Here is a 12,404-nt window from a genome sequence, read left to right on the forward strand (position 1 = left end):
TCTTGCATCATGCGATCCGGGGTCCGCGCCAATCCGATGACGGTCGTCGTGGTCGTCGCGACGGCCGCACTCGGACTGATTCTCGGATATCTCAACAAGGCCCGCTGCGCGGTCGCGCCGTTCGATGCCTCGGGTCGAAGCACGATGTTCGACGCGATCAAGGATTCCTCGGTCTGCTACTCCGACATCCAGTTTCTCTGGCTCGGTCGCGATATCGACAACCACATCTTCCCGTACATCCACGGAGCCATCACCAGCGACGGAATCCTCACCGGAGGAACGGTGGAGTACCCCGTCCTCAGCGGCCTGCTGATGTGGCTGGGTGCCATTCCCGCCCATACCGACGCGCAGTTTCTGCTGACCTCGGCGTTGATTCTCGCGCCCTTCGGTCTGGTCACCGCGTGGATGCTCGGCCGGATGGCCGGCTGGTCGGCACTGCTGTGGTCGATCGGCCCGCCGTTGGTGATGTACGCCTTCCACAACTGGGAATTGCCCGTGGTCGCCGCCGCCGTCGGCGCGATCTTCGTCATGACGTTGCCGATGCCACTGCGACGGCGAGCAGTTCTTGCATCAGTGATGTTGGCGATCGGCTTCTGCCTCAAGCTCTATCCGGGTGCATTCGTGCTTCCGTTGATCGCGTACGTGGTCACCAGGGGAGTCGACGGTCGTGAGGACGCGGACACCGCTCGGGGACGCTGGGACCTCCGCGGCGGCCTGATGGTTGCCGGTGCCGCGATCGGCACCGTGGTTGCGGTGAACCTGCCGTTCGCAGTGCTGGGTTACGAGGGGTGGCGCGCCTCGTTCACGTTCCAGTCGCTGCGCCAGGCGGACCTGACCACCAACTCCGTGTGGTACTGGGGATTACGCCACTTCTACATCAGCGACCAGATGACTCCCGATGCGTACAACGAGGCCGAGGCGTCGTTCCAGGACGTGGTGGACGTCGCGTCGCCGCTGCTGGTGTTCGTCGCATTCGCTCTCGCCCTGTGGCTGGGGTGGCGTCGCGCAAAGGTGGCCGGTACCTACCCCTGGGTGGCGGTCAGCGGATCGATGCTGTGCGGATTCATGCTGCTGCACAAGGTGCACTCGCCGCAGTACACGCTGTGGCTACTGCCGTTCCTGGTGCTCCTTCGGGTTCCGTGGGGACTCGTCGGCGCATATTTGCTCGTCGATCTGTCGATGGGAATCGGCGTCTTCAAGTATTTCGCGGCGCTCGCCTCGGGTGCCGACGCCAACAACGAGGAGTTCTTCGTTCTCGTCGGGGTGTGGGGACGCGCGCTGTTGCTGATGGTGTTCTTCGTGCTGTTCATCCGGGCTCGGTTGCGCGTCCCCTTCCCGGGCGAAACCGACCGATCGTCTGTATTATCGCCCCGACCAGCAACGATATCGCTGACGACATCACCGGGGCAGTAGTACCGAGGGCGGGGCGGGGACGTGACACAGGTGTCGAATTCTCAGGGGGACGCGAGCGAGCAGGGGGCCGACGTACGACGCGTCGGTCTGGTCGAGGACCACGAATCGGTGGCTCTCGGACTCCAGGCGATGCTCGCGGCCGAACCCGACCTCGAATTGGTGTCCATCGCGGCCACCGTGGGCGAACTGCTCGAACAACGGCAGACACTCGATCTGGTGGTGCTCGACCTGCGACTGGGTGACGGCTCGTCCCCACGATCGAACGTGGAGCAATTGCACGCCGCCGGTGCGCGCGTCCTGGTCTACACAGGCGCAGAGAACGCGTTTCTGGTGCGCTCCGCGGCCCGAGCAGGCGTGCTGGGGGTAGTTCGGAAATCTGCACCGGCGTCCACGATTGTGTCCGCCATCCGGCGCGCGGCAGGTGGCGGCCAGGTCGTCACCACGGACTGGGCTGCGGCGATCGACGGCGATCCACAACTGCCCGACGTGGGCCTCAGTCCGCGTCAACGTGAGGTGCTCGCCCTCTACGCGTCGGGCGAGAAGGCCGCACGAGTGGCCAGTCTCGCCGGACTGTCCGAGCAGACCGTCAACGATTACCTCGTGCGCATTCGGAACAAATACGCCGAGGCCGGTCGACCGGCGCCGACCAAAACCGATCTGTACAAGCGTGCGGTGGAGGACGGTTGGTTGCCGATGCCCGAACTACCGCCACGGGACTGATCCCGGCTGTGGTTCATCCCACAATCTCGGGGCAGGTCAGCACAGCGGTTTTCGCCGGCCTTAGAGGCGCACAGGGCGTAGTGGTGACCGCTCGAACCTTGCCTCCCGGGCGCGGAACGATCGCGTTAGTCCTGGTCAGCGAACCGAGCGAGAACGTCCGGATCGAGCTCGATGCCGACGAGCGCGAATCTGTCGTACCGACGTGACACGCTGACGCAACAGTTGACGGTTCAATGCCCCTGGAAATCAGGGCAGAAAACCTGCGCTTTACCTGTGAGAATCGTTCTCGTTGGTTTAGTTGGTCTCAACCCACTACGGCGTCCGGGAGATTTGATGTCTGCACTGCTCGAACCTTTGCCCTCTGCGAGCGATTCGTCCATCCCGGCGGCACGCCTTTCGCGTGGGCCGATCAGCCTGGTTCCGCCCGCTCTCCAGGTACACCCCGGCCCAGTGCCTGCGAGCCCGTTCCCGCCGCGGCCCGACCTCACCGGTCGCGAGATCGAGGTGCTGCTCTGCTGGATTCGACACGACTCGAAGACCGAGGTTGCGAAAGCGCTGTTCCTGTCGCTCGGCACCGTCAACACCCACCTCACCCGCATTCGGGCCAAGTACACCTCGGTAGGGAGGCCCGCCCCGACCAAGGCCGGCCTGGTGGCACGGGCCCTCCAGGACGGACTGGTGGACATCGCGGAGCTGTGATCCGCTGTAGTCGAACCGCGGACCCGCAGATCAGACGCTGACCGCGGTGTCCACGCCTTCCTTTTCGAGGCGCTTGTTGCGTCGGATGCTGCTCAGCAGAGCCGCTCCGATGAACAGGATGCCGACGAAGCCGGTGATCAGCTCGTTGATGTGAACACCGATCGAGACCAACAGAATGATCGCCAGGGCACCGATCGCCCAGTGCGCGCCGTGCTCGAGGTAGACGTAATCCGACAACGTTCCCTTGCGTACCAGGAACACTGTGATCGAGCGGACGAACATTGCACCGATGAAGCCGAGTCCGAGCGCGATGATGATGGGGTCCGCGGTGATCGCGAAGGCACCGATGACGCCGTCGAACGAGAAGGACGCGTCGAGCACCTCGAGGTAGAGGAACAGGAAGAAACCGGCCTTGCCTGTGGCCTTCGCCAGTTCGCTGGGTCCGCCCGACGACTCTTCGCCTTCTTCTTCGACGTGGAACAGCTCGCCGAGACCGTTCACCGCGATGTACGTGATCATGCCGAGCACGCCGGAGACCATGACCGTGGAGATCTTGTCGTCCTCGGCGAGGAATTCAGCGCTCAGGACAAGCAGCAGGCCTGCGACGACGACGGAGAGCTGATCGAGGCGACCGATTCGGGCCAGGGGCTTCTCCAACCAGCTCAACCAGGTGATCTCGCGATCCTCGAAGATGAAGCCGAGGAAGAGCATCAGCAGGAACATCCCGCCGAACGCTGCGATCTGCGGGTGCGCGTCGGTGAGGAGCGTCTCGTAGCTGGGCGACCCGTCGGGGAAGGTCGCGGCACCGTCGGCGGGCGGGTTGAGCGCCAGGTCGATGGCGGCGACCGGACCGAGGCCCGACGCAGCCCAGACGATCACGAGCGGGAACAGCAGCCGCATACCGAACACGGCGATGACGATGCCGATGGTGAGGAAGATCTTCTGCCAAAACTCGCTCATCCGTCGCAGCACGGTGGCGTTGATGACGGCGTTGTCGAAGGACAGGGACACTTCGAGCACGCCGAGGATGAGGACGAGGATCATCGCCTCGATCCCGCCGTAGAGGAAGGCCACAATGACGGAGACGATGGTGACCGCGATCGACCATCCGAAGATCTTCACAACCACAGGTGTGGCCTTTCTCGAGACAAATACGGAAAAACCCCCGCCCATCATGAACGATGAAGCGGGGGTATCCCCAATCTTGGGAGAGTCTTGACTAGACGTTTACTCCGAAGTCACGGGCGATGCCGGCGAGGCCGGATGCGTAGCCCTGACCGACTGCACGGAACTTCCACTCCGCGCCGTTGCGGTACAGCTCACCGAAGACCATGGCGGTCTCGGTGGACGCATCCTCGCTGAGGTCGTAGCGAGCGAGCTCGGTGTTGTCGGCCTGGTTGATGACGCGGATGAACGCGTTGCGCACCTGACCGAACGACTGCGAGCGTGCGTCCGCATCGTAGATCGACACGGGGAAGGTGATGGTCTCGATCTCCGGCGGCACAGCGGCGAGGTCGACCTTGATCTGCTCGTCGTCTCCGTCGCCCTCACCCGTGGTGTTGTCACCGGTGTGTTCGATGGAGCCGTCGGGAGACTTCAAGTTATTGAAGAACACGAAGTGTCCGTCGCTGAGTGCCTTCTTCGTCGAGTTCAGCGCGATAGCGCTGGCATCGAGATCGAAGTCGGTACCGGTCGTCGTGCGGATGTCCCACCCGAGTCCGACCACGACTGCGGTGAGGTTCGGAGCTGCTTTGGTGAGCGAGACATTGCCACCCTTGCTGAGGCTGACGCCCATGGAGAGGTCCTTTCGCAAATGGTTTCCCGTTACGGGTACAACCGTAGTGGGAATGTCCGGTTCTTGGACGTACTCCGCCAACGAGTGCGACATCGCCAGGGTTCCCGTCAGTACTATCGAGCAGGTGACAAGTCGCTGGCCTGGGGTGTTCCGTAGAGGAGCCGAATCCGACGCCTCCGCGCGCCGATCCCAGGACAACGCCGTCGCCGCCTTCCTCGATATGGACAAGCGTCAGTCCATCGCGTCCGCAGGCGTCGAGGCCTCCACCGCCTTGCGCCCCGACGACAGACTCGCAGCTCGATGGGCCGACACCGAGAAGCAGTGCTTCGACGCCGGTGCCGTCTACCTCGCCGCAACCGACCAATTCGACGGAATCACCACGGCTGCCGCCAGATCGGCCTTCGACGATGCGACCCGACTGCTGCACGATGCCAGCGTGGCCGTCGACAGGTTCTACGACGCTCACCGCAGCTCCCTCGAGCAGGCCTCCGCCCAATTCGCGGCCACACCGCGCCTGGTTCAGGACGCACTGAACGAGGCCGATGCCGCCCGAGCCACCGTCGACGAGCAGTACGCCGGGTACCCGTCACTACGGATGGCGTGGCGCGAACTCGATTCGGCGACAACGCAACTGCAGAGCGATCAGCGCGATCCGTTACGCGCACGCGAGCATGCCGCCCAGGTGCGCGAGCGAGCCGCAGCTCTACGCGCGGCGGTCGAATCGGCCCCCGGACGACTTCAGGAGGCCAGAACTGCTCTGTCCTCGGTTCGCACCCGAATCGAAGCCGTCCGAACTCGATCCGAAGGCATCGCCCCGGCCTTCTCCAGCTTGCTTCGCGAGTTCAACGCCAAGAGCTCGGCGGATCTCTCTCGTAACGAACGGTCGAGTGCGCGACACATCGAGCAGGCGGACGAGGATCTGCGGGCAGCGCGTTCGGCGCTCGACGCCGGGAACCCCGAACAATCGTTGGATCTGGTGACCCAGGCGCGCCAACACCTGAGCGATGCCGAACATCTGGTCGACGCGGTGACCGACCGAGTTCGCCTACTGCGCGCGGTGAAGGCCAATCCGAAAGAGACCGAGAACAAAGTGCGGTTCAAACTTCGTGACGCTCAACAACTCGCGGTCAATCGTGGCCTGGTTGCCGAATGGGGCTCGGTGTTGGATGCTCAGCTCGCCCGGATCGACAGGGCGAGCACGGCGCTGACGGGTACCCATCCCGACTACTGGTCATATCTGCAGGATCTGGATACCATTTCGGACTTCATCGCAGGCGTGATCGAGCGCATGCGCGGCTCGCACTGATCACATTCACACGAAGGACAGCGGTGCAACACTTTCGCCATCTCGACGCAGACACCCGTGCACGAGTGTTCTTCCGGCAACCGGAAGACATCGAGACGAGCGACGGAAACGACGTCGTGGCAACAGCTCTCGGAGCCACGCTGTACATTCCGGCAACACGCCCAGACCTCACCGCGACGGTGAACAAACGCACCGACGAGGGCGTGCGGTCCATCGTCATCGATCTCGAAGACGCTGTCGCAGATCATGATCTGGAAGAGGCGTTGGCAAACGCCATCCGAACTCTGAACGAACTCTCGGGTACGAGTTCACTCGTGTTCGTCCGGGCGCGAACCCCCGAGCACATCCGAACCATCTGCGCCGGACTCGACCGGGGAGCGGGCGGGCTCGCCGGATTCGTCGTACCGAAGTTCACTGCGGCGCGCGGAGCCGCGTTCCTCGACGAGATCGTTGCGGCGTCGCAGTCACATGGCACCCGCCTGTTCGCGATGCCCGTCCTCGAATCGCCGGAGGTAGTACACCGCGAGACTCGGGACGTGGAACTCGTTGCCATCCGCGAGCTGCTCGGGACCTACCGCGACACGGTGCTGGCGGTGCGCATCGGAGCCACCGACATGTGCGGCACCTTCGGCATCCGACGCGACCGCGACCTGACGATCTACGACGTCCGCGTCGTCGCCGACGTCATCAGTGCGATCGTCAACCATCTGGGCCGCCACGATGGGTCCGGATACGTCATCACCGGCCCGGTGTGGGAGTACTTCGCAGACCACGAACGCATGTTCCGTCCGTTGCTACGGCAGACGCCCTTCGTCGACCAGGACGCCGTCCGCTTCCGCCAGCAGCTGGTGAGCAGTGACCTCGACGCCCTCCTGCGCGAGGTTGCTCTCGACCGGGCCAACGGAATCCAAGGCAAGACCGTCATTCATCCCTCGCACGTCCCCGCCGTTCACGCGTTGTCCGCGGTGACGCACGAGGAGTATCACGATGCACTCGACATCCTCTCTTCCGACCAGGGTGGCGTGCAGGCGTCGGGCTACCGGAACAAGATGAACGAGCTGGGCCCACACCGCAATTGGGCTAGCCAGACGGTACTGCGCGCCAAGGCATTCGGAGTCACCAACGAAGGAATTACGTTCGTGGACCTACTGACCGCGCTGGCGCAGCGATGAACCACAATCCAGCCGACGGCATCACCTTGACCGATACCGGCTCGTCGTCGTCCTGGGCTGCCACGCAGTTGGTTCGACCCGGCCTGCGGCGCAACCCCCGGCGTGCCCACTTGCTGGTCTCGACCGTGCTCGGCAAGCACATCCCCGTCGATCCCGACGTCGTCGTCTCGGCCGGAGAGGAACTGGCTGCCCTCGTCGCCGCTGCAGTGGACGGATCGGACGTCGATGTGCTCGGATTTGCCGAGACTGCAACGGGATTGGGACACACCGTCGCCACTGCCCTGGGTGCACACTGCTACCTGCATTCGACTCGGCGCACCGTTCCCGGGATGACCGTGCACGGCGAGTTCGAGGAGGGGCATTCGCACGCCACCGATCACCTGCTGATGCCGACATCGTCCGATCTTCTCGACGGCGATCTGCCGTTGATCCTGGTGGACGACGAGATCTCGACCGGAGCGACGGCACTGGACGCGTTGCGGCAGATTCATTCCTCGGCCGGCCGCAGGCACTACGTCATCGCATCCCTGGTCGACATGCGCACCGCCGAGCATCTCACTGCTGCCGAGGCAGTTGCCACCGAGCTCGGCGTCCGAATCGACAACGTCAGCCTCGCACAAGGATCGGTGGATCTCGCCCCCGGATTGGTGGAGACGGTACTCGCCCTCCCCGACCCGCAGTTCAATCCCGTTGCTGCTCTGCCCGGTTCGGTGCGACGGATCGACGCTCAGTGGCCGGCGACGCTACCCGACGGCGGGCGGCACGGCTTCCTGCGCTCCGACGCGGCCGGTTTCGACATCGCGATCGATGCCGTTGCCGAGACCGTCGATGCTGCACTGGCCGACTCGACGTCGGTGGTGGTGATCGGCCACGAGGAGCTGATGTACCTGCCCCTCCGGCTGGCAGCCACACTACAGAAACTGGGACACCCCGCGCTGTTCCAGACCACCACCCGATCGCCTGCATACGTGGCGGACGTGCCCGGCTACCCGCTGCGACGCGGCTTCGAGTTCACCGCCCCCGAGGACGAATCGGCTCTGCGTTACCTCTACAACGCCTCCGCACCGGACGACGCGACGTTGATCCTGGTTGCCGACGCCCCCGCAGACACCGATGCCCTGGCGTCCGCGGCCGACACTCTCGCCGCGTCGGGTGCCGACGTCCTGCTCGTCGTCCTCACAGGTGCCGACCCGATCGCGCTCGAGGTCTCCAGGCGGGCACGACCGCTTCGTGGACCCGAATTCGGTTCGTACGCAGCAGAAGAAGTCACCTGGCTACTCAAGGACCTCTCGTCGGTCTCGTTGGAAGCCGAAGTCGACGAGCGCGAGAAGGCGATTCAGGCCGGCACGGCGCACTACGCCGAGTCGCTTCCCGTCGAATACCAGCCGGACCTCGCCTACCGTGAACTGTTCGAGAAGGTGTTGCAGGAGAGTGCGTCACGGCTGGCCGTCGCGGTCGGTACCGTCACCGAGGTCGTCCTGGCCGAGCGCGGACACGACATCGTCCTCGCATCACTCGCGCGCGCGGGCACACCCGTCGGAATCCTGATGCGCCGCTGGGCATTTGCTGCTCACGGTATCGAAATTCCGCACTACGCCGTCTCGATCGTGCGTGATCGAGGCATCGACAGCGTGGCCCTGCGGTACCTTGCCGACCATCACGACTCATGCTCGGTGGTGTTCGTGGACGGTTGGACGGGCAAGGGTGCGATCGCCCGCGAACTCACCGCTGCGCTGCGGGAATTCCCGGGAGTCGAGTTCGACGACGATTTGGCCGTGCTCGCCGATCCGGGCAACTGCGCTCGCACCTACGGCACCCGAGACGACTTCCTGATCGCCTCGGCCTGCTTGAATTCGACTGTGTCGGGTCTGGTTTCACGGACCGTGCTCAACGACAGCCTGATTGGACCAGGCGACTTCCACGGCGCGAAGTATTACGCCGACCTCGCACCCGACGACGTGTCACGCCATTTGCTCGACACCGTCGCGGCACGTTTCGACGACGTCCGGGACGAGGTCGACGCCTCGGTGGCAGCGGTGCTGGGCTCCGACCGAACCCCCACGTGGTCCGGCTGGGCATCGGTGGAGAAGGTCCGCGAGGAGTACGGCATCTCGCACGTCAACTTCGTCAAACCCGGCGTCGGAGAAACGACGAGAGTGTTGCTGCGCCGCGTTCCGTGGCGAGTGCTGGTGCGAGACGCCGATGCGCCGGAGCACGAACACATCAGGATGCTGGCCGCGGCCAGGGGAGTCCCGGTGGACGTGGTTCCCGACCTCGCCTATTCGTGCATGGGACTGATCAAGAACGTATCGAGCGGGGAGGCGTCGTGAGCGCTCTCGTCGCGGTGGATCTCGACCGCACGATGATCTTCTCCGAGGGTGCGCTCGGGGTCCCGCTGGACGACACGTTCGAGTGCGTGGAGGTGTACGAGGGAAACCCTTTGTCGTACATGTCTGCTCGTTCGATCTCTCTGCTGCGCGACATGAGCGAGAGTGTCGTGGTCGTGCCGACCACAACACGTACCATCGAGCAGTTCCGCAGGATCGCGCTCCCAGGAGCCCCGTGGCGGTACGCCATCACCAGCAATGGCGGCAACATTCTCGTCGACGGTGAACCGGACATGCACTGGCGCAACGGGTTCGATCTGGATCTGGCGGGCATCGGGGCCGAGTTGAGATCGCGGGTGTCCGACGAGTGGGTACTCAAGTACCGCGAGGCCGACGGCCTGTTCTGCTATCTCGTCGTGGACACGACGGCCGTACCGGAGGACTTCGTCGCAGAATGGTCGCAGTGGTGCGCCGCACGGGACTGGAACGTCTCGCAGCAGGGGCGCAAGATCTACACGATGCCCAACGCGGTGTGCAAGAGCTCCGCGGTGGCCGAGGTTCGTTCCAGGCTGATCCAGGACGGCACCCTCGACGCCGATTCCCGAGTCCTCGCCGCAGGTGACGGCGCACTCGACGCCGAGATGCTCATCGCTGCCGACGCCGCTATCCGTCCGCGACACGGCGAACTGGAGCTGCTCGGTTTCACCCGCCCCGGGTTGACGGTCACCGATTCTTCCGGCGTCCGGGCCAGCGAGGAAATTCTCGAGTGGCTACGGAACCGAACGGCCGTGCGACGCGTCTAACTGGTCGTCGGGGGGACAGACGTAGGGCAAGGGGTGGGTATGGCGGATCCGTATGCAGAACTCCAACAGCAGGTGCAGGCCATCATCGATCATGGGCCTGGAGCCGGCTTCGGTCCTGAGGCCGTCAATTCGCTGATCGAGAACACGTTCTCGAAGAAGAACGGTTCGTACGGGTACGAGGGCGAGTACGAACCGAACGAGGTTGTGGTCACCGAGCCTTTCGAGGTGATGAAGCACGCGGAGATCGTGCAGAAGGTCAACACTCTGGCGGCGGAGTCGATATCGACGTCGTCGCAGAACTGGAACGACCTGGCCGCCGCAGCAACCGAAGGATCCGACGGCTTCCGGACCGGGATCGAAAGCGCGATGAATTCCGGCTGGTCAGGGCCCACCTCCGCCGCCGTGCGGGGCGGAATCGGCGACTACACGTCCTCGGCCACCGCGCTGTCCACCGCCATGACAATGATCAGCAACAAACTGCTGGAGGCACACGCAGGATTCATCCAGACCAGGGCTGCCGTGCCGCCGATCGTCGACATCGGCGTCGGCGCAAGCATGCTCGAGTCGTCGTTTCCGAGCGGACTGCCGTTCGCCGATTCCATCAAGGAAATAGCTCGGCTGCACGACGAGCAAGAAGAGCAGGCACGCCAGGTCATGCGTGCGGTCTACGTGCCGGGGGTCCTGCAATCCGACGCCCAGGTTCCGGTGCTGCCGGCGGCACACAACCCCGTCGCCGATGGTGGGGGTGGCGGTGGCATTTCGTCCGGCGGCTGGGGACAAGGCGGGAACGGCGGCGGATCCGCCTCTGGTGTCGGTGCGGGATCTACGGCTGCAGCTGGCCCGGCTGCAGCTCGGACACAGCCCGACAGCACGAACCCTGCCGATACCGGCCAACCGGGGACGGGACCAGAACAGCCCCGATCCGGGGACGCGGGATGGCTGCCGCCTGCCGACAGCACCGGTGAGACGCGTGCCGCATCGGCGTCCGGTCCCGGACCTTCCGGCGGCGCAGGTTCTGGCATCGGCGCAGGTTCCGGGGGGAGCGTTGGTTCCGGCAGCGGCTACGGCGGCTCGGGTTACACCGGTTACGGCAGCGGTTCTGGCTACGGCGGCGCGGGTGGCGGTTCCGGCTCGGGATTCGGCGGCGGCTCCGGTTATGGCGGCTCCGTACTCGGCTCACCGATCGGCGGCGGGGCAGGCAGTAGTGGAGCGGGTGGCGGACCGGCCGGCGCAGCAGCGTCGGGCCGGGCAGGGGCACACGGCACACCGGGGATGGGCGGCATGGGGGCGGGAGGCGCGAGGGGAGCCGGCGACAACAACACCGACCATGCGACTCCCGGCTACCTGGTGGACGTCAGCAACGGCAGTGAGCTGATCGGTGATCTACCCCTGGTCGCACCACCGGTACTCGGCGGCTGAGGATGACGAGCTGGACGATGAGCGGCATCGATTTCATGATGCTCTGCAGTCGATTCGGACGAGACCGGCTGCCCTACCCCCTGGCGGTCACCGTCGACGTCGACACCGCGGACCGATACCGACTTCTGCGCCGCGAGGCATCGGCGCGGATCGATGCTCTGATGGACGACAACCTCGGCGCAGCTGTTCGCACCCTCGTCGATCCGATGGTTCGCATCGAATGCCGCGGCGACACAAACGATCCCCGCTACGGAACCATCCGTGCCCACGCCGCGGTGCGCCACGACGTTGCTGCCGTGCTCACCCAGCAGCCGGGACCCGATAGCACCTCCGGCGGTGCCGTCACGATCTCGTTGACCAGCCCTGCGCAGGCACCTGCCCGAGTTCTCGGCTCCATGCCGGCCGATGCGGCGGGCCGGCGACCGGCCATGCGACTCGAACGGCCCAGTGCCACAACGGCATCGGGAGGACGGCATCTGTCCACCGCGACCCGAGGGGCCACCGCGGACGAGCAGTTCCGGACGTTCTTCCACCGCCCCCGGTCCTCGGTCGGAGAGGTCATCGTCGCGCGCGGTAGAACCTACGACAACCGACGCGACACCGACGCGGTCGCGTTCTTCTGGATGGACTTCGAGCGGGACGGTCGATACATCGTCTACTCCGAAGACTCCATCGACATTCTGCCGGCCGATACCGCCGGCGTGGCGTCGGAGATCGGTCACCACATGGCGGTCGCGCTGCGACGGTAAT

At 64.9% G+C, this 12,404-nt stretch carries 11 protein-coding genes; 9 read left to right on the top strand and 2 right to left on the bottom strand.

The genetic code is table 11. The features are described 5' to 3' along the window. Positions 1-9: 9 nt before the first annotated feature. From AC5WEY_RS03910 to AC5WEY_RS03920, 3 genes are all read left to right on the top strand, one after another. Complete coding sequence (locus AC5WEY_RS03910) at positions 10-1,413, top strand: glycosyltransferase family 87 protein (protein ID WP_495644768.1); 1,404 nt, start codon at positions 10-12, stop codon at positions 1,411-1,413. A 21-nt stretch (positions 1,414-1,434) separates the two neighbouring features. After that, positions 1,435-2,133 carry a response regulator transcription factor gene (locus tag AC5WEY_RS03915; RefSeq protein WP_495644769.1) on the top strand — a complete coding sequence of 233 codons (699 nt, stop codon included), beginning with the start codon at positions 1,435-1,437 and terminating at the stop codon, positions 2,131-2,133. Between the two features lie 333 nt (positions 2,134-2,466). Then, entirely contained in the window at positions 2,467-2,832 is a 366-nt protein-coding gene (locus tag AC5WEY_RS03920; protein WP_495644770.1) for a helix-turn-helix transcriptional regulator, read from the top strand. A gap of 30 nt (positions 2,833-2,862) precedes the next feature. Here the strand turns inward: AC5WEY_RS03920 and AC5WEY_RS03925 are convergent, their stop codons facing one another. Together AC5WEY_RS03925 and AC5WEY_RS03930 are read right to left on the bottom strand one after the other, a co-directional pair. Then, positions 2,863-3,960, bottom strand: a complete 1,098-nt coding sequence (locus AC5WEY_RS03925; RefSeq protein ID WP_495644771.1) for a DUF475 domain-containing protein — start codon at positions 3,958-3,960, stop codon at positions 2,863-2,865. A gap of 91 nt (positions 3,961-4,051) precedes the next feature. Continuing rightward, on the bottom strand, positions 4,052-4,627 hold the full coding sequence (locus tag AC5WEY_RS03930) for a TerD family protein (protein WP_057478477.1): 576 nt from the start codon (positions 4,625-4,627) through the stop codon (positions 4,052-4,054). A gap of 220 nt (positions 4,628-4,847) precedes the next feature. Here AC5WEY_RS03930 and AC5WEY_RS03935 point away from each other — a divergent pair, with 220 nt between their 5' ends. The 6 genes from AC5WEY_RS03935 to AC5WEY_RS03960 are packed head-to-tail and all read left to right on the top strand — an operon-like array spanning position 4,848 to position 12,403. Then, positions 4,848-5,933: a hypothetical protein gene (locus AC5WEY_RS03935; protein WP_495645520.1), complete on the top strand. Its 1,086-nt coding sequence runs from the start codon at positions 4,848-4,850 to the stop codon at positions 5,931-5,933. Between the two features lie 23 nt (positions 5,934-5,956). Continuing rightward, positions 5,957-7,105, top strand: a complete 1,149-nt coding sequence (locus AC5WEY_RS03940; protein ID WP_057478319.1) for an HpcH/HpaI aldolase/citrate lyase family protein — start codon at positions 5,957-5,959, stop codon at positions 7,103-7,105. Next, complete coding sequence (locus AC5WEY_RS03945) at positions 7,102-9,435, top strand: phosphoribosyltransferase (RefSeq protein ID WP_495644772.1); 2,334 nt, start codon at positions 7,102-7,104, stop codon at positions 9,433-9,435. The genes AC5WEY_RS03940 and AC5WEY_RS03945 overlap by 4 nt, the downstream gene beginning before the upstream one ends. After that, a complete protein-coding gene (locus AC5WEY_RS03950) occupies positions 9,432-10,235 on the top strand; it encodes an HAD family hydrolase (RefSeq protein ID WP_495644773.1) in 804 nt (267 codons plus the stop codon). Before AC5WEY_RS03945 ends, AC5WEY_RS03950 begins: the two co-directional genes overlap by 4 nt. A gap of 39 nt (positions 10,236-10,274) precedes the next feature. Next, complete coding sequence (locus tag AC5WEY_RS03955) at positions 10,275-11,654, top strand: PPE domain-containing protein (protein WP_495644774.1); 1,380 nt, start codon at positions 10,275-10,277, stop codon at positions 11,652-11,654. 17 nt (positions 11,655-11,671) lie between these two features. Continuing rightward, entirely contained in the window at positions 11,672-12,403 is a 732-nt protein-coding gene (locus AC5WEY_RS03960) for an ESX secretion-associated protein EspG (protein ID WP_495644775.1), read from the top strand. The last annotated feature ends 1 nt before the right edge of the window (position 12,404 follow it).

It is taken from the genome of Rhodococcoides sp. S146-33, assembly GCF_059489205.1.